Annotated in this window: 25 protein-coding genes; 6 read left to right on the top strand and 19 right to left on the bottom strand. The window is 46.8% G+C overall.

Features of this window, described 5'->3' with window-relative positions; translation table 11 throughout:
* Nucleotide 1: 1 nt before the first annotated feature.
* From sufU to M1D71_RS08750, 6 genes are all read right to left on the bottom strand, one after another.
* Entirely contained in the window at nucleotides 2-433 is a 432-nt protein-coding gene (sufU, locus tag M1D71_RS08775) for a Fe-S cluster assembly sulfur transfer protein SufU (RefSeq protein WP_017689537.1), read from the bottom strand.
* The gene (locus M1D71_RS08770) at nucleotides 423-1,643 is read right to left on the bottom strand and encodes a cysteine desulfurase (RefSeq protein WP_458126129.1); all 1,221 of its coding nucleotides are present in this window, start codon (nucleotides 1,641-1,643) and stop codon (nucleotides 423-425) included. Before M1D71_RS08770 ends, sufU begins: the two co-directional genes overlap by 11 nt.
* Entirely contained in the window at nucleotides 1,640-2,944 is a 1,305-nt protein-coding gene (sufD, locus tag M1D71_RS08765) for a Fe-S cluster assembly protein SufD (protein ID WP_458126128.1), read from the bottom strand. Before sufD ends, M1D71_RS08770 begins: the two co-directional genes overlap by 4 nt.
* 25 nt (nucleotides 2,945-2,969) lie before the next feature.
* The gene (sufC, locus tag M1D71_RS08760) at nucleotides 2,970-3,752 is read right to left on the bottom strand and encodes a Fe-S cluster assembly ATPase SufC (RefSeq protein ID WP_017689540.1); all 783 of its coding nucleotides are present in this window, start codon (nucleotides 3,750-3,752) and stop codon (nucleotides 2,970-2,972) included.
* Between the two features lie 367 nt (nucleotides 3,753-4,119).
* A complete protein-coding gene (locus M1D71_RS08755; protein WP_458126127.1) occupies nucleotides 4,120-4,695 on the bottom strand; it encodes a DUF1802 family protein in 576 nt (191 codons plus the stop codon).
* A 122-nt stretch (nucleotides 4,696-4,817) separates the two neighbouring features.
* Nucleotides 4,818-5,279 (bottom strand): Dps family protein, encoded by a 462-nt coding sequence (locus M1D71_RS08750; RefSeq protein ID WP_145319641.1) that lies wholly within the window; start codon nucleotides 5,277-5,279, stop codon nucleotides 4,818-4,820.
* Nucleotides 5,280-5,576: 297 nt separating this feature from the next.
* On the opposite strand from M1D71_RS08750, the gene mtnK reads away from it, so the two are divergent.
* Both mtnK and mtnA read left to right on the top strand, forming a co-directional pair.
* Nucleotides 5,577-6,794 carry an S-methyl-5-thioribose kinase gene (gene mtnK, locus M1D71_RS08745; protein WP_458126126.1) on the top strand — a complete coding sequence of 406 codons (1,218 nt, stop codon included), beginning with the start codon at nucleotides 5,577-5,579 and terminating at the stop codon, nucleotides 6,792-6,794.
* A gap of 23 nt (nucleotides 6,795-6,817) precedes the next feature.
* Nucleotides 6,818-7,891, top strand: coding sequence for an S-methyl-5-thioribose-1-phosphate isomerase (gene mtnA / locus M1D71_RS08740; RefSeq protein ID WP_458126125.1), 1,074 nt, complete (start codon nucleotides 6,818-6,820; stop codon nucleotides 7,889-7,891).
* A 203-nt stretch (nucleotides 7,892-8,094) separates the two neighbouring features.
* Here the strand turns inward: mtnA and M1D71_RS08735 are convergent.
* Together M1D71_RS08735 and M1D71_RS08730 are read right to left on the bottom strand one after the other, a co-directional pair.
* Nucleotides 8,095-9,455 (bottom strand): IS1182 family transposase gene (locus M1D71_RS08735; protein ID WP_458126124.1). Its coding sequence is split into 2 segments (ribosomal slippage): nucleotides 8,095-8,888 and nucleotides 8,888-9,455, totalling 1,362 coding nucleotides; the frame shifts between segments, so codons are not numbered across the junction.
* Nucleotides 9,456-9,599: 144 nt separating this feature from the next.
* Nucleotides 9,600-9,902: a YunC family protein gene (locus tag M1D71_RS08730; RefSeq protein ID WP_458126123.1), complete on the bottom strand. Its 303-nt coding sequence runs from the start codon at nucleotides 9,900-9,902 to the stop codon at nucleotides 9,600-9,602.
* Nucleotides 9,903-10,133: 231 nt separating this feature from the next.
* Here M1D71_RS08730 and M1D71_RS08725 point away from each other — a divergent pair, with 231 nt between their 5' ends.
* Nucleotides 10,134-10,712, top strand: coding sequence for a hypothetical protein (locus M1D71_RS08725; RefSeq protein WP_458126122.1), 579 nt, complete (start codon nucleotides 10,134-10,136; stop codon nucleotides 10,710-10,712).
* A 151-nt stretch (nucleotides 10,713-10,863) separates the two neighbouring features.
* On the opposite strand, the gene M1D71_RS08720 is transcribed toward M1D71_RS08725, so the two are convergent.
* A complete protein-coding gene (locus tag M1D71_RS08720; RefSeq protein WP_458126121.1) occupies nucleotides 10,864-11,250 on the bottom strand; it encodes a DUF423 domain-containing protein in 387 nt (128 codons plus the stop codon).
* A 283-nt stretch (nucleotides 11,251-11,533) separates the two neighbouring features.
* On the opposite strand from M1D71_RS08720, the gene M1D71_RS08715 reads away from it, so the two are divergent.
* Nucleotides 11,534-12,004 (top strand): hypothetical protein, encoded by a 471-nt coding sequence (locus M1D71_RS08715; RefSeq protein ID WP_458126120.1) that lies wholly within the window; start codon nucleotides 11,534-11,536, stop codon nucleotides 12,002-12,004.
* A 109-nt stretch (nucleotides 12,005-12,113) separates the two neighbouring features.
* Nucleotides 12,114-12,962: a DegV family protein gene (locus M1D71_RS08710; protein WP_458126119.1), complete on the top strand. Its 849-nt coding sequence runs from the start codon at nucleotides 12,114-12,116 to the stop codon at nucleotides 12,960-12,962.
* 214 nt (nucleotides 12,963-13,176) lie between these two features.
* Here the strand turns inward: M1D71_RS08710 and pdaA are convergent, their stop codons facing one another.
* Together pdaA and M1D71_RS08700 are read right to left on the bottom strand one after the other, a co-directional pair.
* Nucleotides 13,177-13,956 carry a delta-lactam-biosynthetic de-N-acetylase gene (gene pdaA, locus M1D71_RS08705; RefSeq protein ID WP_458126118.1) on the bottom strand — a complete coding sequence of 260 codons (780 nt, stop codon included), beginning with the start codon at nucleotides 13,954-13,956 and terminating at the stop codon, nucleotides 13,177-13,179.
* A 114-nt stretch (nucleotides 13,957-14,070) separates the two neighbouring features.
* On the bottom strand, nucleotides 14,071-14,463 hold the full coding sequence (locus M1D71_RS08700; RefSeq protein ID WP_458126117.1) for a hypothetical protein: 393 nt from the start codon (nucleotides 14,461-14,463) through the stop codon (nucleotides 14,071-14,073).
* 150 nt (nucleotides 14,464-14,613) lie between these two features.
* Here M1D71_RS08700 and cysC point away from each other — a divergent pair, with 150 nt between their 5' ends.
* Nucleotides 14,614-15,252, top strand: a complete 639-nt coding sequence (cysC, locus tag M1D71_RS08695; RefSeq protein ID WP_458126116.1) for an adenylyl-sulfate kinase — start codon at nucleotides 14,614-14,616, stop codon at nucleotides 15,250-15,252.
* Between the two features lie 115 nt (nucleotides 15,253-15,367).
* Here cysC and M1D71_RS08690 read toward each other — a convergent pair whose 3' ends face one another.
* The 8 genes from M1D71_RS08690 to M1D71_RS08655 form a co-directional block, all read right to left on the bottom strand.
* Nucleotides 15,368-17,182 (bottom strand): ABC transporter ATP-binding protein, encoded by a 1,815-nt coding sequence (locus tag M1D71_RS08690; protein ID WP_458127203.1) that lies wholly within the window; start codon nucleotides 17,180-17,182, stop codon nucleotides 15,368-15,370.
* The gene (locus tag M1D71_RS08685) at nucleotides 17,182-18,378 is read right to left on the bottom strand and encodes a nucleotidyltransferase domain-containing protein (protein ID WP_458126115.1); all 1,197 of its coding nucleotides are present in this window, start codon (nucleotides 18,376-18,378) and stop codon (nucleotides 17,182-17,184) included. Before M1D71_RS08685 ends, M1D71_RS08690 begins: the two co-directional genes overlap by 1 nt.
* Nucleotides 18,368-18,850, bottom strand: coding sequence for a lasso peptide biosynthesis B2 protein (locus M1D71_RS08680; protein ID WP_458126114.1), 483 nt, complete (start codon nucleotides 18,848-18,850; stop codon nucleotides 18,368-18,370). Before M1D71_RS08680 ends, M1D71_RS08685 begins: the two co-directional genes overlap by 11 nt.
* Before the next feature lie 3 nt (nucleotides 18,851-18,853).
* Nucleotides 18,854-19,153: a lasso peptide biosynthesis PqqD family chaperone gene (locus M1D71_RS08675; protein WP_458126113.1), complete on the bottom strand. Its 300-nt coding sequence runs from the start codon at nucleotides 19,151-19,153 to the stop codon at nucleotides 18,854-18,856.
* Nucleotides 19,150-20,097, bottom strand: a complete 948-nt coding sequence (locus M1D71_RS08670) for an aldolase (protein ID WP_458126112.1) — start codon at nucleotides 20,095-20,097, stop codon at nucleotides 19,150-19,152. The genes M1D71_RS08675 and M1D71_RS08670 overlap by 4 nt, the downstream gene beginning before the upstream one ends.
* A 138-nt stretch (nucleotides 20,098-20,235) precedes the next feature.
* Nucleotides 20,236-20,373 carry a paeninodin family lasso peptide gene (locus M1D71_RS08665; protein ID WP_174806426.1) on the bottom strand — a complete coding sequence of 46 codons (138 nt, stop codon included), beginning with the start codon at nucleotides 20,371-20,373 and terminating at the stop codon, nucleotides 20,236-20,238.
* A 29-nt stretch (nucleotides 20,374-20,402) separates the two neighbouring features.
* Nucleotides 20,403-22,334 (bottom strand): asparagine synthase-related protein, encoded by a 1,932-nt coding sequence (locus tag M1D71_RS08660; RefSeq protein WP_458126111.1) that lies wholly within the window; start codon nucleotides 22,332-22,334, stop codon nucleotides 20,403-20,405.
* Nucleotides 22,331-23,599, bottom strand: a complete 1,269-nt coding sequence (locus tag M1D71_RS08655) for a sulfotransferase family protein (protein WP_458126110.1) — start codon at nucleotides 23,597-23,599, stop codon at nucleotides 22,331-22,333. The genes M1D71_RS08660 and M1D71_RS08655 overlap by 4 nt, the downstream gene beginning before the upstream one ends.
* Between the last annotated feature and the right edge of the window lie 268 nt (nucleotides 23,600-23,867).

Genomic DNA, 23,867 nt, shown 5'->3' with positions numbered 1-23,867 from the left:
GTTATTGTACTTTGTTCTCTTCGTCAATCCCTTTGCGTAATGCATTCCAGGCCAGAGTGGCACATTTGATGCGTGCAGGGAACTTGTTCACACCGGATAGGGCTTCGAGATCTTCATAATCGTCGAAATCGACTTCTTCACCTTTCATCAGTGAGGAAAAACGGTTAGCGATATCGAGTGCCTGTTCCATTGTTTTGCCTTTGACAGCCTCCGTCATCATCGATGCCGAGGACATGCTGATGGAGCAGCCTTCACCCGTATATTTGGCTTCCTGAACGATTCCGTCTTTCAGCAAAATTTGCAGTGAAATCCGGTCGCCGCACGTTGGATTGTTCAAATTCACCGTGACAGCGTCATTATCAAATGTTCCGCGGTTACGCGGGTTTTTGTAGTGGTCCATTATAACACGCCGGTACAGATCATCAAGTTGCATCGCCAAAATACTCCTTTGTCTGGATTAAGGCGCTGACAAGCCGATCTACATCTTGTTCGTTATTGTATAGATAGAAACTGGCACGAGCTGTTGAGCTAACCTCAAGCCAGCGCATAAGCGGTTGACAGCAATGGTGTCCGGCACGAATGGCTACGCCACTCGCATCCAGCACAGTTGCCACATCATGCGGATGAACATCACCCAGGTTAAAGGTAACGACACCCACATGCCGCTTGGCTGGGCCATAGATGGTTAACCCGTCAATTTCGGCCAGACGTTCCGTTGCATAAGCTGCCAGCACACTTTCATGATGTGCAATCTCATCCATACCAATCTGCTCCAGAAAATCAATGGCAGCTCCCAACCCTACCGCACCTGCGATAATTGGGGTTCCGCCTTCGAACTTCCACGGAAGCTCTTTCCAGTTGGATTCGTACAGACCCACATCATCAATCATTTCACCGCCGAACTCAATGGGTTCCATGGACTCCAGCAGCGCCTTTTTGCCGTAGAGTGCACCGATTCCGGTTGGTCCGCACATTTTATGACCAGATAATGCATAGAAATCACAGTCCAGATCCTGAACGTCTACCTTCATGTGAGGTGTGCTTTGTGCGCCATCAACAACGATGACAGCACCATTGCGATGTGCAATTTCAGCAATTTGTTTCACTGGGTGGATTATGCCCATAACATTGGATACATAAGCGATTGCTACAATTTTAGTATTGTTTGTAATCGTCTTCTCGACATCAGCCAATTCAATATGACCGTCAGGCTGAAGCGGGATGTATTTCAATGTTGCTCCTGTCTCCTTGGCAACCTGCTGCCAAGGAATCAGATTACTATGGTGCTCCATTTGCGTGATAACAATTTCATCGCCTTCTTTGCAATTGGCGCGGGCATAAGATGAAGCCACCAGATTCAGGGCTGTCGTTGTCCCGCGGGTAAAGATAATCTCCTCTGTACGACGGGCATTGATAAACTTGGCTACCTTCTCACGAGCGCCTTCGTAGGCGTCTGTTGCACGGCTTCCAAGGGTATGAACACCGCGGTGTACGTTAGAGTTCTCATACTCATAATAATGTTTGACTGCTTCAATCACAGCATGAGGCTTCTGTGAAGTTGCAGCACTATCTAAATATACGAGCGGGTGTCCGTTAATTTCCTGGTGGAGGATCGGGAACTGCTCGCGAATGGACGGGTTCATTGTCCGAGTTTCCGTTCAATGAGAGACTGCAATTGGGTACGCAGTGCTTCCAAAGGAATATCCGCCACCACCGGAGCCAAGAAGCCATAAATGATCAGGCGTTCTGCATCCGTACGGTTAATTCCGCGCGACATCAAGTAATGAATCTGCTCGGCATTGACTTGACCAACAGAAGCCGCGTGACCTGCTGTTACATCGTCCTCGTCAATAAGAAGGATCGGGTTGGCGTCTCCACGTGCTTTAGGGCTCAGCATCAACACTTTCTCTGTCTGCTGTCCATCGGCTTTGGTCGCGCCTTTTTCAATCTTCGTGATTCCGTTGATGATTGCAGAAGCTTCTTCACGCATCACTGCACGTGTAATCATCTGACTTGGTGTATTCTTGCCGAAGTGACGAGCTTCTGTGGTGTAGTTGATTTTCTGCGAACCCGAACCCACAGCGATGACTTTGGAATCAGAACTTGATCCATTGCCTTTGAGCACGGTCATCGTGTTGCTCGCTGTATCGCCGTTATTCATTTCCCCAACGATCCACTCGATTGAAGCATCATTCTCCAAGACTGCACGACGGAATGACACATCAGTCACATTCACACTTAATTGATGAACCGATGCGAAACGTACTTTAGCACCGGATTTTGCGAACACTTCCACAACACCATTATGGAAGATAGGTCCGGACAATTCGCCAGACACATAGTTATCCACATAAGTTACAGAGCTGTTTGCTTCAGCAACCACGAGCACATGAGGTGCAAACGTTGCAGATGCATCATCCGTAAGCAGAACTGCTTGCAGCGGTACTTCAATTTCGACATTCTTCGGAACATACAGGAAAACCCCACCGTTCCAAAGTGCTGCATGCAATGCAGCGAGGGAATGCTCATCTGCTTTCACTGCTGTGTTCAAATACGTTTTTACCAGGTCACCGTGTTCGCGAACCGCTGTAGCCAGATCCGTGAAGATAACTCCTTTTGCCGCCAGATCAGCAGACAACTTAGAGTACACTGTTCCGGAATTACGCTGGATAACCAGACTACCCTCAGCTTGATCTTTAACCAGATCTTTGATGGAAGCAGGTACTTCTTCTAAAGAAGAAATGGCTTCACTTGTTTTATATGTTCCGTACTCGCTGACATTCCAGCGTTCGATTTTTTGTTTTTCCAGTTTCGGAAGCGCAAGCCCGCTCGCAAGCGTTAAAGCTTCGAGCCGCTGTTCGGTCAACCAGCCGGGTTCATTGTTGCTTTCCGACAAGGCGCGAAGCGCTTCAGATTCAACCGGAAGAATTGTTTGTGTAGTCATTGATTAATCCTCCTCCGTTTTGTCTTTACGCTTCTTGGCCTACAGTTTCGTCTGTAATTCCCAGCTCTGCCTTTACCCAGTCATACCCTTCCGCTTCCAGACGGTGAGCCAATTCAGGTCCGCCGGATTTCACGATACGACCTTGCATCATTACGTGAACATAGTCAGGCGTAATGTAGTTCAACAGACGTTGGTAGTGAGTGATGATCAGGAAGCCACGATCTTCGCTCTTCATAGCGTTCACACCGTCAGCCACGATTTTCAGAGCATCGATGTCCAGACCGGAGTCAATTTCATCAAGTACTACAATTTTCGGATCAAGCAGCATCATTTGCAGAATCTCGTTACGTTTTTTCTCACCACCGGAGAAACCTTCATTCAAGTAACGATGAGCGAACTCAGGGTTCATGTCGAGTTCTTTCATTTTACCTTCCATTTGACGAATGAACTTGATCAGGGAGATCTCGTTACCTTCGCCGCGACGTGCGTTGATCGCACTACGCAAGAAGTCGGAGTTCGTAACACCTGCAATTTCACTTGGGTATTGCATAGCCAGGAATAGACCTGCGCGTGCGCGCTCATCTACAGCCATGTCCAATACATCTTCACCATCAAGTGTAATTGTACCGTCAGTCACTTCATATTTAGGGTGGCCCATCAATGCTGAAGCCAGAGTTGATTTACCTGTTCCGTTCGGCCCCATGATTGCGTGGATTTCTCCACCTTTCATTTCCAGGTTAATGCCTTTCAGGATTTCCTTACCTTCGATCGTCGCTTTCAGACCTTCAATGACGAAATTCGTAGCCATGTGTATTGTTTCCCTCCATTGATTAATTTAATGTTTGCTGTCGAAAACGAAAAAGCGCCTATTATATCTGAACAGGGCTTCCCCTGAATTTCTCCTGTACTTGATTCTGTATAGGAAGAACACTTTAGAATAATTCTAAACTGATTCTCAATGATAATCAAGTCATTTCCTAAGAGCCCCTGTTCCTTGCAGGAAATATTATTCTATCTGATTCTATAATAAATGCCCAATTGAATCAAATGAGAAAACATCTTCGTCAGAGATAGACAGTGAGAAAAATCACAGTAAATCAACCTTTTATCTGATTCTTCTACGCTAATTAAAAAGGACTTATCCATATCGTGGACAAGTCCTTCCGTTAGTAACATTACATTTTGAGCATTTCGTTAATCTTCTGTGCCTGTTCGTCAAAATCCGCAACGTCCACCGCCGGCGTCATTTCGCGCGGCACTGAACCATTCGGAATGGAAATCCAGGAACGGCAACCATTATATTCAGGTAGTACTGGGATCTCCATCGGTTCATTCAAAAGGTACACACGTAGAATCAATACATGGAGCGGATCTTTCCGTTTCCATTTCAAACGGTCTTCGGCAAAATCCGCTGTCCACATATGAAAGTCAAAAAGCCGATCCAGCATCTCCTGATCTCGTATCTCCAGATCCTGCGTTACCTCGGCATATGCCGTAATGCGGATTGTCGAAGCTTCGGGCACCCATTCGGCCAATGATTCTTCAACATAGGATTGATCCGAGGACTTAATCAGTTCTTTACGCTGATGTTCATAAGTCGGATACAGGTAAAATGCCGGACTTTTCAGCTCAAAATGTCGGGTTTCCTCCACAATGCCTCCTTTGCGCATCACCATAATCTGGCGACCCGTTTCCAGTGCTTTAATTGCAGATGCCCATTCTTTTAAAGCCGGAATCGTTGGTTCTAACATAAGCGGTCCCCTCCTATCGTTCTTGTCAGCAGTATAGACGCTCACTGCGTTTCTGACAACATGATCCGGATCAGGAAGCTTACATTAAAAATCCACTTGAATAAGGTTTTATCGTGGATATATTAACCCAGGAAAGAGCGAAGCATCCACATATGTTTCTCCAAATCCGCCTTAAAGCCAGTCAGCATATCGGATGTTGGTTGATCTTCAGCTGCATCTGCAACTTCGATCCCTTCCTGATATTCGTTCGAAAGCGTAGCGAAGTCCTCAATCAGGTTTTGTACCATTGTCTTGGCGTCTTCACCGCCTGCTGCTTCCTGGATAGAGGAAAGCTCCAGGTACTCTTTCATTGTTGCTGTAGGGCTACCTTTCAGCGTAAGAATACGCTCAGCGATTTCATCCATTTGCACGGTAACTTCATTGTAGAATTCTTCGAATTTCACATGCAATGTGAAGAAGTTAGGTCCTTTAACGTACCAGTGATAGTTATGGATTTTGACATACAATACGTTCAGGTTAGCTACCTGACGATTAAGTACTTGTTCCACCGATTTCGCTTGATCTGTTTTGTTTTTTGTAGCCATATTAATCCCATCCTTTATTTAAAATTAGTCCGTCATGCTTGGTTCGCAGGTCGGGCCTGCAATGCATAACAGAGAGTTAATGATACGTCACCGCATGGTAGCGGAGAGGCTTGTTAACGGCGTTTCTCTCAACCGTCCGGCCTATTTGTTTTTACCCTTACACAGGAAGTTCGAATCAGGATTGACTTAGCTTGTCTCAAAAAAAAGTTCAAAAGCCGCGCTATTTCCGATATACTGACATATACCAAGCAAAGAAGTGGGTTTTCCTGTTTCTTCATATATATGGAGGTGGCACCTTTGTCCCAATATCGCCCTTTTACCCCCCAGGATGCAATTGAACTGGCCAAAACATTACCGGGTCCGTTTGCGGCAGATGCGAATCTGGATTGTCACGAGATCGGCGACGGCAATCTGAATTTGGTATTCCACATCACGGATCAGAACTCCGATAAAAGTATCATTATCAAACAGGCGCTTCCTTATGCGAAAGTGGTTGGAGAATCTTGGCCACTCTCTCTGGTACGCGCCCGAATTGAACGTGAAATTCTGCAGGAGGAGTATCGTCTATGTCCGGGGATGGTACCCGAAGTGTATCATTACGATGACGACCTCGCGTTAACGGTTATGGAAGATCTAAGTGATCATGTGATCATGCGTAAAGGCCTGATTGAAGGTGTTACCTATCCTCTTTTTGCACAGCATATTGGGGAATTCATGGCAAGAACGTTGTTCTTCACATCTGACTTGGGCATGGATCAGCAATTGAAGAAGGAACAACAGGGCAGATTCATTAATCCGGACCAATGCAAAATAACGGAAGATCTGATCTTTGATGAACCCTATCGGATCGCCGAGAAAAATAATTATGATGTTTCCATTGAAGATGAAGCTGAAGCGCTTCGTTCCGATGGAGAGCTTCACCTTGAAGTGGCCTTGCTGCGGGAAAAATTCCTGACACATGGGCAGGCACTGCTTCATGGAGATCTGCATACAGGCAGTATTTTTGTTACACCGGAATCAACCAAGGTTATTGATCCCGAATTTGCGTATTATGGCCCCATGGGATTCGATGTCGGTGCAGTACTTGCCAACCTGCTATTAAACTACGCATCCCTGCCAGGATGGATTCAAGAGGGGACGGCTCTGCGTAAGCGTGAAACGCTTTTGCTGAATATGGTTCGTGATGTATGGACTGAGTTCGAATCCCGTTTCCGTGGCCTCTGGGCTAACGACCTGGTTGATCCGATGGCAAAAACGCCAGGTTATCAGGATCTGTATGTGCAACAATTGTTCCGAGATTCGATCGGCTTCGCAGGTGCCAAAATGGTTCGCCGTATCGTGGGCCTCGCTCACGTGGCTGATATAGATACCATTTCGGATGCGACTGAACGTGAGCATGCTCAGCGTAAAGCATTGTCCATTGGCAAAGCATTGATCAAGAACAATCGTCGCTTGAATACCATCGGTGAAGTACTCGATATCGTATCTACAGCTGTCTCTACTACTAAGGCGTAACATAAAGAACGGAGGAACCATCCATGACAACCCCTGAATATCAGCCTCTGTCCTCTCTGATCTGGAAAAAGGACAAGCTTGAAATGCTTGACCAGCGTCTGCTGCCTGAAACGATCCTCATGTTGAAATTGTATACACCCGAGGAAGTATGGGAATCCATCCACTCCATGAAAGTACGCGGTGCTCCGGCAATTGGTATTGCTGCTGCATTTGGTGTCGTACTGGGTGCGAAATCATATGATGGAACGACCATTCAAGGCTGGCTGGATCACGTAAAATCCATATGTGCTCATCTGGCTACTTCCCGTCCTACAGCGGTGAACCTGTTCTGGGCTTTGGATCGCATGATGCAAAAAGCAAATGAGGTCGTTGAATCTGGTATGAGTTTGGAAGAGGGCAATGATGCTCTTGAAGTAGAAGCTCTGTTGATTCAGAAGGAAGACGAAGAAGTATGCCGCATGATCGGTGAGAATGCACTGCCTTTGTTCGAAGATGGTATGGGTGTACTCACCCACTGTAATGCAGGCGGACTGGCTACTGCAAAATACGGTACAGCAACCGCTCCGATGTATCTTGCACAGGAACGCGGCATTCATCTGAAAGTATTTGCAGACGAGACTCGTCCCGTACTCCAGGGTGCACGCCTGACTGCATTTGAGTTACAGCAAGCCGGCATCGACGTTACGCTGATCTGTGATAACATGGCAGGCATGGTGATGTCCAAAGGTTGGATTCAAGCGGTTATCGTCGGAACAGACCGTGTTGCAGCGAATGGCGACGTAGCCAACAAAATCGGAACCTACAGTGTGGCGGTGCTTGCCAAAGCTCACAACATTCCGTTCTATGTAGCGAGCCCGTTGTCGACCATCGACTTGTCCACTCCATCCGGAGACCTGATTCCAATTGAGGAACGTGCTGCGGAGGAAGTGACCGAAGGATTTGGTAAACGTACAGCACCGCAAGGTATTAAAGTATTCAATCCAGCATTTGACGTAACCCCTAACGAATATGTAACAGCTATCATTACGGAGAAAGGCGTTGTTCGCGCACCTTTCAAGGAAAACCTGGCTGCCTTGTTCGCGAAGGAAGAAGCTTAACTTAATAAGAGGATTTAAGAAGAGTCTGTGTATAGAATTAGTGGCTACGACGTGCCAGACTCTATATTAAGATGCTAAAGTAGAAGGGCTTCCCATAAGGGGAGCCCTCAGATTGTCGAGAAACCCGGTTCTCTTTCGAGAGTCGGGTTTCTTTGTTATCCAAGTAGACATACTTTCCTCGACCGGCAGGCCAAGAAGGCCGTTTAGGTCTTCTTGGCCTGCCGGTCGAGGTGGTTCGCTACCTTCTTCATATTCTGTACGGCAGCGGTTAGGAGAGCCTGCTCTGTCACATTCACGAGTCCACGCAGCCTAAAATAGCGAAAGCCATGCAGTTCTTTGGCATCGGCAAAGCTTCGCTCAATCGTCTCTTTTCGTTTGCGGTACAACTGCTTGCCCGAGCGGCTCAGACGGTTTTCCCGTATTTTTTCTTTGCTGTCTTCCCAGACATGGCGGGTCACCACTTTTCGCTGGTTCGCCGAGCGTGTGCAGGAGGTAAGCAACGGACAAATCCGGCAGATCGCTGGATCTGACGCGTACTGTCGGTAACCTTGGCGGTCTGTGGTGCGGTAAGGTAGCTCTTGGTCCTGCGGGCAGGTGTAGGTATTTAAGTGGGCATTGTACTTAAATTTTGTTTTGGGAAATAAACCTTTCACGGGCATGAATCTTCGGTGTGCAATGACGCCGTAAATCTGGCGTTCTTCCAAGCCTTTGCAGATTGGGTTGGTCAAATAACCGGCGTCTAGTGCCACAGCTTCCACGGGAAGACGAAATCGCTCACACTGTCGATCCAGGCGCGTGAGGTACGGCACGGAATCATGCACATTTCCTGGCGTTACATACACATCGGTAATCACATTGTACTTGCCGTCCACCGTGCGGTGGTCCAGATAGAAAAAACCTTCCGGCTTACCGTCACGTACCATGTAGCCGCTGTCGGGATCGGTTGTGCTCACCTTCACTTCCTTCGTTTCTTCCACCTCCTCTCGTTCTTTCAGAGCTTTTTTCCGTGTGCTTTTCGGTCTGCTTCTACCGCTGCATTTAGTTCATTTACATAGTCTTTTGTGTTTTGCAGTACTTCTTGTTTCATGTACTTATGTTTGTTGGCACTTGCTTTTATATGTGTGGAATCGGAGAAGAGCACACGCCCGCCCACCATTTTGTGCGAGATTGCCTGTAACACAATTTCATCGAAAATATCTTGGAAAATCGACGTATCCTTGAACCGAGTCCGACGGTTCCAGCTTATCGTCAAATGGTCTGGAACCTTGTCCGTCAGTCCAAGTCCCAAAAACCAGCGGTAAGCGAGATTCGTCTGGACTTCGCGTTCGAGCTGACGTTCAGAGCGAATACCATAAAAGTAACCAAGGAAAATCATCTTAAAAAGGAGTGTTGGGTCAATGGCTGGACGACCATTGTTTTCACAATACAAAGGGCGTACTTTTTCATCGATGAAAGAAAAGTCGATATATCGATCAATTTTACGTAGCATATGGTTTTCTGGAACCAGATCTTCGATCGAGACGAACTCGTAGGTTTGTTGTTTCTCTCGACTTTTACGCAACATGCGAACACCATCCAATCCTTAAAAGTTACCTATATTATATAACATTAACGCGGTGCCGTCATGAATTAGAAAGGCATGAAAAGGCTGCCGATACTTTCTCGACAGCCTGAGGGCTTCCCATAAGGGGAGCCCTTTTGTTAGTCATTAGATCATTTTCAATAAAGCCTCTACACCTGTCATACCAACCGTAATGCCCATGGTCTCGGCTTCTGTTGTCACCGACTCCATAGGTGCATGCAACAATTGCTCCAGTGTACGCACACCAACCGCCCGAGCTGCAATAATTTTGCGATCCCCGAGCTTCTCATTAAGTAATTCTACGTCGAGTGCTCCGCACATGATATATCCTTTGGATGTGTTAATGGTCAGCAACGTTGTTTTGGGCAGCTTGACTTCTACCCCTACCAATACATGCTCTCCAACTACAATGGGCTCCATCGTCACCATAATTTCCCGATCCACCTCCTCTTCCACAGGTCACGATAATTGTATGCCTCATTCTGGATTGTCGTGTGGACACCTGCGGAAAGACGTGAATACCGGGCTGTAATTGTAACTTTTTACCATTGCATCAACTCATTTTCCGCGTCTCTAACACTATGATTATCACCTTTTTAATGATATAGTGTATTGAAGCGTTTTTTTGAGCTGACATACTTTTTAACGGGGCTGGGATGAATGAAAGAAACCTTATCCAATCAAGAGGAAATCGGCTTTTTATTTAATGTCGATATACTTATTAAGAGCCGCTCAAATGCATTGGCACTGCAGTCCCTGTTGGAGTTCATAAACAAAGAGGAACAAATTGCGGACTTTCGGATCCAATCCGGCATAGAGCTAGGCAAAATTATTGAAGCGACACTCCAGTCCAAGAAGGACTCTTTCGTTACACTTCACAACGAACGTAAAAAATCACAAGCTAACGCAGCACAGAAGGCGTCCACTGCCACACAGACACCTGCCTCACCTGCTCCAGCCGAAACACAGAATCAGCAAGAAAAACCGGTTAGCGAGAAAAAGCCTGCCCCCCAAACATCCAATGTTTCCGGTGGAAATTCGTTTGATGCGTGGATTGACACGCTCATTAAAGAGAATAAACTCACCCGTATTGTTGTCAATAACAAGAACGGTAAACATCAGAGCATTCCATGCCGCATTTTGAATTTTGATCGGGATACAAGTATTGTGAGTATCTACCATGTAGATGAAAAACAAGTGTACACGTTCCGGACCAATGAAATCGATGAATTTCTGTAACTATGAGATCCAAAACATTAAAAAAGCAACTTATGTGGGAATTAACATAAAATTCTCACGCAAGTTGCTTTTTTTAGTTGATGATTAGAATCACGCTATAACGTTATTTTTCATATGTCCCGATTCGAAACAGGACGATACTCTTCCTGAATTAGGAGCGATCCTTACCTCGCTGCCATACGTCCACTGCGAGTAACAGCCACCCGGCAATAAAGGCTACCCCACCTATTGGTGTGATGGCTCCCAGAATCTTGATACCGGAAATACTAAGCACATATAAGCTACCCGAGAACACGATAATTCCAATAAATAAGAGGCGCGCCGCCCACTTCAGTTTCGTAGATGCCCCAAGTTGACCAGCCGTCAAGCCGATAATGAGCAAAGCAAGTGCATGAATCATGTGATACTGCACACCAGTCTCATATGTAGCTATGGCAGCCGGTCCAATCGCATCCTTGAGCATGTGTGCACCAAACGCACCTATTGCCACAGATAGCATGGTTAATACAGCTCCAAGCATCATCCATCTTCGTTGCATGTAAGTTCTCTCCCTTAATTCAACTCTTCACTCCCTTTATTGTAGCGAATCCACTCCTCCTTTACCAGTCGGCTCGGAGCTACGAAGAGTTATATGTCTGTTTATACTTACTAGTCCTATCCCTGCCCTACATATCATAGAAAACTGGGGCAAATCCTTGATTTTTATCGATAATTATGGAAAAGTAGACAGGTATGCCATCGTTCTATTCTAAGGAGAATTATTATACGCCGATTAGGTTAATAACACTCAGTACAATGATTAAGGGAGGGATATTACAATTATGGATAATCACAATTCGTACAATTCAGGTTCCAACAACACGGATCAGAACGCTAACCATGCAGATCAATACAATAACAATATCTATGAACCATACCCGCCGGATTATGAGAGGCAACCCTTGGCTCCACTAAAACATTCTGGACCTGGAATCGCCAGCTTTGTCATTGGATTACTTGCGATCTTAGGTTATATTCTGATATTCTTTATTGCCACCATGGCTATAAACGAGTCAATCGGAGTTCTCACCCCGTTGCAGGCAGAAGAACTGGCCTTGCATCCAGCGGTCATTCTGGCTTCTCTAGCCATTCTGATCTGCCTGATTCTCAATCTGGTCGGAAGCATCCTCGGAATTATTGGTCTAGTCCTCAAGAACCGAAAGAAAGTCTTTGCCATTATCGGGACCATATTAAATGGAATCATGATTCTGTTATTCGTTGGACTTATTTTGGTAGGCATGACGCTGATGTAACGGTTTGCATCAGCGTCATGTTTCCTTATAATTAAAATGAATGGGTTTACAACACATAAGTATAATCTATATTTTTCGCCAAAATTATTGTATTTCAAAGGAGATTGACATGTCACGAATCAAAATTTTTGCGGACAGCACAAGTGATCTGGCTCCAGAATGGATCCAGCAGCACGATATCGGCATCATCCCCTTGTATGTGGTGTTCGGTGAAGAATCACTGAAAGACGGTGCTGAGATTAAGCCAGAGCAGCTATATGAGCGTGTCAGTCAAGATGGGCGTCTTCCCAAAACGGCTGCACCTTCACCCGCTGATTTCATGACGGCATTTCAACCTTACATAGACCAAGGGGATGAAATTTTATATATCAGCTTATCCTCTGAACTTTCTTCTACTTACCAAAATGCACGACTCGCGAGTTCCGAGTTCCCGGAAGGTCGCATTTCTGTCATCGACTCACAGAATCTGTCATCAGGAATTGCACTTATGGTGATGAAAGCTGTCCATGCGGCCGAGAAAGGACAAACCCTGAATCAGATTACACACCTGATTGAGGCGATGAAAGCAAATGTGCGCACGGAGTTTGTCATCGATACACTGGAGTATCTGCACAAAGGCGGACGCTGCTCAGGTATGCAAAACCTGATTGGAAGTCTGTTGAAAATCCGCCCTGTCATCCGGGTTACGGATGGCAAGATGGCACCGGCTTATAAAGTGCGCGGCAAAAGGGAGAAAGCCCTGGAACAAATGCTGCAAAACACGCTCAGCGCAAAGGACCAGATTGATCCAGACCTGCTGATCGTTGTGCATACGATGGCTGAAGAGGATGCGCTCGACTTGCAGAAGTCTTTGCAGGAGCAAACCGGTGCCCGGGTAGAACTGACCACTGCTGGTTGTGTTATATGCAGTCATTGTGGTCCCAAAACGATCGGAATCATCTATAACACCGTTTTATAGAATTACACATACAACATCTTGTAATATCCCAGAATCCTTCTCATCTGGATTCTGGGGATTCTGATCGGTATGGTGTCACATCTAACGATTGCGCCCAACATACCAATACAACCTAAAAAGGGCATTCCGAGCTTCATTCGCTCAGGATGCCCTTTATATTTAGCTAAACTTTGGAAAGACTTAAGTCTAGCCCATTGGTCATTATGATAATGGATCAATAACTTTTGGTCCGCAGATCATCCAGACTTTTGAATGCGTACCCTTGTTTGCGAGCCTCATCAATGATGGAACCCAAGGCTTGAGTGTTGTCTTTGGATACTGAATGAAGCAAAATGACAGCGCCCGGATGGAGTTGTTTCAACACCTGTTGATGAGCATATTGTGCACCACGTTGCACATTGGTATCCCAGTCTTTGTAGGCAACAGACCAGAACACGTTCACATACCCTTGGGCATGACTCTCTGCCAGCGTACGATTGTTAAAAATTCCGCGCGGTGGCCGCAAAAAGGTCGCTTGTTGACCCGTCAGCCGATTGACCTCCGACTTGACCTTCTCCAGTTCCTCTCTAAGCTTCTCATTGGAGATGCGAGTCATATCCGGATGACTCCATGAATGATTACCCACAATATGACCTTCAGCCGCCATACGTTTGACCAACTCAGGTTGATCCTTTAGATAGTGACCTGTCACAAAGAAAGCAGCAGGTACCTTCTTGGCACGCAAAACATCCAGTATCGCAGGCGTGAGTCCATTCTCATACCCGTTATCAAACGTGAGATACAATTCCTTCTGTTTCGTATCCCCCAGGAAAATGGCATCGTTATGTTGTAAGATCGATTTAAAGCCTTCCTGATCAATCGAGGGCAGCTGACCGTTCTGGCTTTTCTTGAAGCCAAAGTGATAAGCTCCGGTAACCGGCGATGCTTCAACTTGTGCCGGAACCACACTGATGGATAATAGCCCCAACAGTATGTATAGAACCATTCGCTTCATTCTATCCGCTCCTGTTCCTGAAAAGATTTGGTTTGTCGTTTGCACACACGAACACCTTCAGGTAATATGCCACAGGAACGGCTAATGTATGTAAATACTTATCGATCAAAACGTTTATTTTCTTGGTGGCGGAGTTTGATGGAACAATTCCAGCAAGGTCTGGGGTTTTCCACTGGAAGCAAGCCATTCCCTCACCGTCTGTATGGCACGTGTCTGGCCATCTCCCCGATCACGCCATGTCAGCAACTCTATGACTTTGATAATCAAGGCCGACATATTATGATTATCCAGTTCAGACCGCTCTGCTCGCAGCTTGTGATACAAAGCCTCCTGTTCCCAATCAAGTAGAATCTCATCACCGATGGTTGGCTTCATAAGCGAATACGCTCGGTCACACCCCCCACAACGAACAGTACTTACTTGTTCGTGTATAAATTCTGCTCTTATATTCTGCTGGCAATCTGGGCATTTGAACCCAACCTCTATATTTTGAATGTTTTCGCTCATGATATTGTTCCTCCTGCTATGTATGTACTACATCTATACCCGATATTTTGTCGATTCACGCTTATTATGAAGAAAACCACAAGGTGCTATAATCTTGAAAATATGTTAAAATATAATACATATCATACCTATAGGAAGAGGCGGGATACCATGTCGAAGGAAGAGCGCAATATAACCTGGCAATCATCCAGCATTGATAGACAAGACCGGGAGAAACATAATGGGCACCACAGTCGAGCCATATGGTTCACCGGCTTATCCGGTGCAGGCAAATCTTCTCTTGCATTTGCCCTGGAGCAGTATCTCTACGAGCAAGGCGTACGCTGTTTTGTTCTGGACGGGGATAATGTACGTCATGGACTGAACCGTGATCTCGGTTTTACAGCTGCGGATCGTCAAGAAAATCTGCGCCGAATTGGGGAAGTATCGAAGTTAATGGTGGATGCAGGTTTGTTTGTACTTTCGGCCTTTATCTCTCCTCATGAACAGGATCGGGAGATGGTTAGACAATTATTCGAACCGGATGATTTCATTGAAATCTATGTGCGCTGTTCGATAGAAGAATGTGAGCGTCGTGATCCCAAAGGACTTTACAAAAAAGCCCGCAATGGTGATATTCCGCATTTCACAGGCATTTCCGCCCCTTATGATGTACCAAAATCTCCTTCATTCATCATCGATACAGAGCAATGGTCCATTGAGGAAGCCGTGCAAGAGATCGTACAGCATTTGGAGCAGATCGGTGCTCTTCATTTGCCGCTTCCTGCGAAAACAGCCGTTGTTCAATAAACCTTGCTCAATATACCAACCAATAATAAATGAAAGGCGCGCCCATCGTGGCGCGCCTCTTTACGCTGTATCGTGCCCATACTCGCGCTAGAACGTCTTCTGAATCTCAACTCATTTACTGTCCTACAACACCCGCTTGCATGTTCAAAAGCTTGCTGAACGTCCCTACCGGATCAGTAGATAGCTGTTGATATCCGCCCTCTTGAATTACGCGACCTTCATCCAGCACAATCACACGATCTGCCGTTCGGATCGTAGACAATCGGTGTGCAATCACGATAATCGTCACATGTCCTTTCAATCGTTCCAGCGCCTCATGGATGTACTGTTCATTCTCACTGTCCAGCGCACTTGTCGCTTCGTCCAGTACCAATACCGAAGGATTACGCAGCATAGCCCGGGCAAGCACCAATCGCTGACGTTCCCCCCCGGATAGCCGAATACCTCGATCACCTATGATCGTATCCAGACCTTGGGGTAACTTCCGTACAAAAGCTGCAGAGGATGAAAACTGCAAAGCCTGCCACATCTGTTCTTCACTTGCATTCGGATCAACCAGACGCAGATTCTCACGAATGCTCGTATGAAACAGGAATGGATCCTGGGAGACATATCCGATCGAACTTCGCCAATTCAGTAATCGTTCCTCTGACAGAGGTACACCGTCAATCAAAATGCGACCACTCTCAGGTCTGACAAGGCCCATAACCAGATCAATCAACGTGCTCTTGCCTGCTCCGGATTTGCCCACAATTGCGGTCATGCCCTTTGCCGGAATAGAAGCTTGCACATTCATCAACGAGTACGTATCACTTCCCTCATAACGATAACAGACATCCTGACACGTAATGGATTCCTTCAGTTCCATCGGTTGAATCCCATCAGATCCAGCATCTCCTGCTGAAATCTCTTCGCTAATCTCACGACTTTTCGCCGTCTGCGCTTGCAGTTCTCTTACCACCCGAAATGCAGGCAACATCGAGCTGATGTATTCCAGATTGGACTGAATTGCCGTAAACCTTGGCCATAAGCGGGAAAAGATAAGGATGATGAGCAGCAAACTTGCGGGAGGTACTGTCATTACACGAAGAGACAGATAGATGAATGCAGCAATAATAACAGCTGCGGACAGCCGATGAATAAGCTGTGTTCCACTGTTCAATTGGCTAAATTGAATGACGTTGCGTTCAATCTGTCTGCACATACGCTCAAACCAGTTCATGTGTGAGCGTTCGAGCATATTGCTCTTAATATCCTTGATTCCGTTGAAATGCTCCGTAATGCCATTATAATAACTTTGGGAAAATTGAGAGGTCTGATCCCCAATCTGCTTGGCCCGCTTGACGAATTTTCGTAAGACAAAAAATAATAACAATCCACAGACCAGCACAAGTGCCGTCAACTTGGCGGATAACCAGAAAGCGAGACCGATCTGAATTCCCGTAAAGATCAGAGAGGCTGCCATTTGCAGCATAATGCTCGTTCCCTGGCTCACACGTGCAAGTTCAGTGGTTAATATATGGTTAAAATCGGATTTTCGTTTTTGGAGAAAAAATGACCATTGCGCCATAATAATGGCACCATAGGTTTCCATGCGCAGCGTTCGCACAAATTGCTGCTGGATTCGAGTATTACGGATCGTCTGGAGACGCTGCATCCAGGCCTGTCCGGAGACAATCAACACAAAGGTGAACAGTACGAGTAACAATTGGCTATTCTCAGAAAAACGATTCAACACTTCTCCAATCCAGGGAATGTTCAAGCCTGTGGAGCCCATCTCAAATATGCCGATCAGACTCAGCATCGGAACAAGCATGTAGATGCCGATCCCTTCCATGAGACTGATACAGATCATCCCCAGCAGATTCCAATATAAAATGGGCCCCGTGACATGATGCAGCTTTCGCATGAAGTACTTTAATTCGGAGATCATACTTTACCCCTTTCCGTCATCGTATACCTTTTAATGCGCCGCCAGAACCAGAGAAACGGACGTAACGGAAAGTACAGAAAAAACAATGAACGTGGAAGCGGCAATTGATCCACATCCCATGTACTTGGATACAAACGTTCAATGAAAAAGAACCATTTCTGTTTCGTACTTCGCAGTTTAAACAGATACGATTGATAATTTTTCATGTCAGCTGGACTTTCGAGCATGTCATTCATGAATTTTGCGCCTTCGCTGGCTAATCGCTTGCCTGTACGGTCACTCAAGGACATCAAAGACCTATACGCTGCATCCAGCGGCGTGTTCAGTAGCTCCGAGGCAAGATAAAGAGCCTGTGAACCGATCGATAAACGTCCCTCCGCTTTCAGACGTCTTTCTACTTTCTTCACATCGAGTGGCATGCTGCGGATCATCTGGTCGATATCCAGTAACCAGCGCAGTCTGAACCAGCCGTGTCGTGCGCCATGGGTTACGAGATAAGCCCACAGGTCTTCTTGTTCGAGCATACGGACAGGTGTCTGTGTGTATGAACTGAACCGGCTGCGTTTCCACAGCAATTCAAAATCGGTTTCTTTCCCCGAATCCGGGTTGAGCCGCCAATGAATCTCGACTTGAGTCCGTTTGACCGGATGGGTGTAACAGATGTGGTGTTCACGCCACTTCCAGCTGCCAACCGTAGGTGTTCGCTCTCCTTCCTTGCACACATAACCAAGGGTTGCGAGAATGCTTTCAGCCGCCTCTACATCAGCCAATGGTATCAGGATATCCAGATCTTTGGAGGTACGCATGGATACATCCCCATAGAGATCATGAGCCAGCGCTGGTCCCTTCAGGGTAATATTGCGGATACCACATTCTCGGAATGCTCCGCACACCTGCTCCATCTCTGCTGTCAGATGCAACATACGGAACGTATTGGCCGTGTATTGTTGTCTCAGACTCTCGAGAACATCTGCCGGAATGATTGAAGAGTTCATTTCTTTCATTTTCAAGTAGAGGATAGAGTACAAGCGGTGATGATACACAAGCCGTAGAAAAAGCTGCCAATCCGTTCCCTGCAAACGCGCCTGGACTTCTTCAGGGGATAGAGACGTCAGCTCACCTCTAATCATGCTTAAGATCAGCTTAAGTTCCTTTGGAAATCCTGATGAATAGAGTTCAATTTCATGTGTCATAGACAATCTCCCCAGATCCCTTCTCCGGACAACGTTTGCCAAACACGCCGACAACCGTATATTGGTCCATAGTATCAGCTCCGGTCACGATCAATTTTCCACTTCGCAGCCAGGCATGAGCCATCATATGTCCTTGCTTGTTCCGTGCAGTCCCCATATATAACGTGCTACCTATCTTCCGTCGCTCAAGCATCTTCATCCCGGCGATCGCCATCACAAGGCAGCGGCTTTCCCATAGCGTATATTTGCTGGCGATCATAATCGCCTTGGAAATATTCCGTATAGCGATCACCTCGCTGCGATCCAACCCAGTCATCGGTGTTTCAACCATAGGCGTCCCCAGCCCTGGTGCAATTTTGGCGAATGGCATAGCCTTCTGTATGCGTGCCCAGCCAAGGAGGATATAGGCCTCCCATACCAGTTGACGTATCGCGCGCGGGAGCGAGAAATAAGCCTTTATTTTTCGCAGCATGTTCTATACTCCGCGAGTAACGTCGATTAATCCTTCACGGGACAGATGTTCAAGAAATTGCACCACCTGCTCACGACATACATCTGGCTCAATCTCATACTCCGCAGCCAGCACCTCAACCAGTTCACCCAGCGTCCGCTCCTCTGCGATCAGATCCCAGATTCGCCCACCGGTACTCCCGAGATTATAATATTTTCCAGTGTTAATGCTCATCATGACTTTCTCACTGCCCATATCACTAACCAGATTGCCTTCTTTCCGGGTTACCCGGTCCTCCACATTCATCGGCGTAGTCGCTGTCATTGTCCTGAATGCACTCCTTTGCGTATATGATCTGTGATTCGATCCACCATCTCAAATGCTGTAAATTCAGCACCCGTTCTGGTCAATCTGCCAATTTCCACACTTGCCGAGAGTCTGGAGGCGGTCTCGAACAGCCACTGTGCCAGCCCCTGTCTTGCAACCAGTCCACCACGGAACGTATGAGAGCACAATACATGCAATCGTTCCAGCCCCGTCACTTCAACCAGTTGAACGGACGTATGGTCTTCTTCCGGTTGTGGAGCAAGTTCGAATACCCCCGCTAGTGGCACAGCCATCTCGTGAAAATAATGCTGAACGGGTATCGCATACTTCGTAATCTCCGCGTGAACCGTTGCATAATCCTGTTCCTTCATGCCGAAGCCATCCAGACTGGGTTGCCATAACTTCTGTTGCGGGTAACCAGGTGAGACGATAGCTCTTCCTCCGGCATCCCAGGTCAGTGCGACAACATCATCGGTGAGAAGGGGATATCCACGTGATGCCAGTGCAGCCGACAACGTCGATTTACCTGCCCCCGAATGTCCGACAAATGCGTAAGCCCAGCCATCAATAACAACTGCACTACCATGCAATGGAAGAATGCCACTCTGCATCATAATGACCGCCATACAGGTGCCCAGGATGAATAATCTGACCTTCTTCTCATCCGCTCCTGGCTGAGGGGATACAACGATACGCTTTCCATGCTCCATTAGAAACAGGCCTGCATCTTCGATTTTGAAAAAAAGACTGCCTTCCCGTGCCACAAAGTTGTCATTGCCAACATCCCAGCTCTTCCACAGTGGGTTCAGATCTGAAGACTCAATGTGTACATCTACGGCATCAGCATTGTGCTCTGCACCCTCGGGTACGCACTGCAGTTCAGGCATTGGAATTTGGCTCGACCAGCGCAAGCCATACGCTACATAATGCACAGGCAACAATGAACGACGCCTCCTTCATAATAAAATGTAAAAAAAGCCCTTATATTCATGTTGCTCAATATAAGGGCGGAGGCGAAAAGCTGGATTGGTTCCATTTCCGCCCTTTAAGTATGATGACACGTTTTAAAACTAAACAACTTAGGAAGTTGGATCGTACAGATCCGCATCGTGAACTGTGATCCAGTCAATTTGTCTGTAGCCAGTACCGGCCATCGTTTGATTGACTTCCAACACTTCAAGAGCTGGTGCTTGCCATTCCTTTTTTTCCATTTGCATCGTATTCACCTCCCTTCATGTACTCTCATTCAGAATTTTCGAATGAACCGATAGACGATCAGACTATGCATCATCAATCGCAGATCTGGATGCGAAGCAAGTTCAGGTCTTGGGCTGGGGAAATTGGCCAGGGCAGACTTGATGCGCTCCGTGTTTAATATGCCAGCAACCTTGCTATCAGAACACAAGGCACGCAACTCGGCCGTAAAGGCATCCCAATTTGGAATGATGCGATGCAGCCAATCCGCCGGCTGTACACCCCGTACTCGCTGATTCAGTCTGACCTTGTCAGGCAACTCCGGTGAAGTTGCCCGGCGAATCAATGAACGATCCGTCCCATGTTTCACATATTGTTCAATCGGAACGGACAGACAGAACCGGATGACTCTGGCATCACTTGTTGGATCACGTTCCCAAGCCCGGTAACGGAGAGAACATTTCGTAGCTACAGCACCATTTTTGTTCGCAATGGCCAGATTATTGAATTTCTCGGCACGTACTTTGAGTGCATCAGCCTGGGCACCACCCTGCAGAACAATAATGGATTTGAGTCGTTCCAGTACACCTGTTCTTTGAGCAAAATCAGGATGGATTAATTGTACAGATGCGGCTTGACTCGCTCCCTTGGACATCGTTTTGAAGAATTCGGGATATGCCTTTCGACCTGTGATCTTGGCAATACGGGAGAAGGGCATCCCGGTCCGCTCACTATACTGCTGCATCTCACGGAACCAGCGGTACCAACGGCCACCTTTCAGTAAGCTTGCGTAATAATCCAGAGCTGGCCCCCAGGAGATGGTGAAGTTACCGCGTGCTCCTGTGAGCAGAATACCTGCATCCTGCTGGCTCGCTTTTTCATAGAATCCGCGGATCCAGAACGAATTTTCAAAGTATTTATAGGGCATTTCCATAATGTCGAGCCAGATGTCTACTTCACTGAGAGGACTTCTGCCTTCAAAATCCAGATAGTTCTCTGTGATATTTCCGACGTGATTAATGGTCGAACGTATGAATGGTCTCTCGTCAGCAAGCAACGTTTTCGACGTGTAATCCGTGAAATCCGGGACGGGAACATAGCTATAAGCATGCAGCCGTTTGCCCTGACTTCTTAGTGTTCCGGAAGCAAAACCAACCACGGCTCCCGAGTCCAGTCCGCCACTTAATGCAGCTGCCACCTGCCTGTGAGTTCGTAGTCGTGATCCGACCGCCTGCCCAAAGACCTCTCGAAACGCTTCTACATACTCACCATCGGATTTAAGCCTTAGAGGCTCCACTTCATCCCAGCGATGGTACTGCTTCAGTTCCAGCCTGCCGTCCCGGAAGACAAGTGTGTGTGCAGAAGGCAGCTGGCTTATTCCCTGATATACGGTCGAGTTGATATCTGCTGAATCATGCATGTCAGGAATGGCAAGGAACTCAGACAACCAGGTCTCATCAAGTTCTTTATGTACCCCTTCAAGCCCAAGCAACGGATTCATGAGTGTGCAGAAAGCAAAGCGTGAGCCATCATGTCGATAATAAAAAGCTCTCATGCCTGTAATGTCTCTCGCTGCATACAATTTACGATTACGATCATCCCAGATGGCAAATACAAAATCCCCTAGCAATCGGACAGCCACATCGTCTCCCCAGCGTTGATAGGCACGCAGGATCAGTTCACTATCCGCCAACATCGCCAGTTCAGCCCTGGATATCTGTAATTGATCCGCCAGTTGTTCCCGATTATCCAGAATGGCATCTGCCGTGATGGTCAGACCACTCTCTTCATCGTATAAAGGCAACTTCTCGCTAACCGATTCCGGTGTAATCCATTGAGCATGACAGCTAAGGAACGCCTCATTGCCTTTCCATACCCCTGTCGTATCTGCAGGGACATGCCCCAGGCTTGCGTACAAGCGCCAGCTATCTTCCCATAGCGCCTGCTGACCATCGTTGTGAACAATTCCTGCTATGGCGCTCATGACTTACCTCCCCGAAGTATCTTGCGCTGTGAAGCCCAGGCGCTGATCTGATGACCGAATGGTACCCATGATTTAATGCGTTGTATTTTACCTTGAGCAGAAGCCAGCTGGACTTTCAAGCGCTCTCGTTCACTGTATCCCCGTTCCAGACGATGATCTGCCGCCCGTAATGCGGCCTGCAGCTGCCTGATCGTTGCCAGTGCAGCCAGTGTGGGATCTATCTTTTCCGGTTCTTCGAGAACTGAATCATTCCGATTTTCATGGGAATCATGGACGAGAGAATCAGCTGGCTGCATCCGATAGTGCTGCTGCCAGTCGCAACCGGTCGCTGTCGTCAACTGATGCGTAATTCGCTCGATGACCTCTTGATCCGGACTTGCTTCATAACGAACACCCGTCCATTGTTCAGCTTCTGCCAACTGGTCACTGTACCCCATCCGATGGAAAAGATCCGCTCCCATCACACGGCAATACAGTTCAACTTCTTGGGGTTCCAATATGTTTTTCCAGTTGTTAACAGAACCTTGATGAGCCTCTTGATGTGAAGAGAGGAATGGATCGCCCACGCCCATACTGTAGAACATGTCAGATTTTGCACTGTCCAGAAACTGTCCATACTGCTCCATACCCTGTTCATATCGAATCCCCAAGAATGAGCATAGTTTCTCAAGTTCTTCTTGAGGTTTGGTGACCAATTGTTCATATTGCAATTCATATGCATTCGCATGCGGTTCGGCAAAATATTCATTCAAGCGGAGCATACCCAGTGTGAGATCTACGGATTTCATATTTAATTTGGAGCTCTGCAGACTATGGGTCAGGTCGAATCTTTCACCTGTATGGCGGTTTACCTTTTTGAATGATGCTGCTATGGCCAGAGGATTACGCTGGAGATGAATGCGCTTGGACTGTGGGAACAGACGATCCAGCCATTCAAGCATGTAATAATAACGCGGAGATTTATCAACGATGAAGTCTGCTCCGCTCCCTTCCAGGAATCCATTGTAGATCTCAAGAGCAAAGCTTCTGCACGCCTTTTCGAAGACATCCTCGGATACCATGGCATTGTAGAACTGACGCATGATGGAGCTGCCACCATAAGCACGTGAATCCGTTTTTGGCAGATCGACAAGACTCATCAGAAACCACATTTCCTGGGTGGCGAATATACGACTGTGATTTTGCAGCATGACTGTGGATAATGAACTACCACTGCGGGGAACACATAGTAAGAAAACAAGTCCGTTACCTTGAGCGTCGATCAATGGCAGCCTCTCCTCTGTTCAATAAAATAAGCATGCAGCCGGGATAGACCAGACTCTACTTTTGTGTTTGGTAAAACGATTACTACGCATACTATTAGGTCAGCATTTTGCAACATTACGTCGGAACCTTACCCGAGAGTGATGCAAAATACATGTATTCTTTCGACAACTCTCAGATACATTATGTATTCATAGTTTTACTCTATGATACAAAATGTATCATGTCAATCTTTTATTTTCACCTTTTCATAAATTCTTACTCTTTCAC

The sequence above is a fragment of the Paenibacillus sp. Z3-2 genome (genome assembly GCF_054161325.1).
The sequence above is the reverse complement of the archived record's forward strand: the minus strand, read 5'-3'. Positions and strand labels throughout refer to the sequence as shown.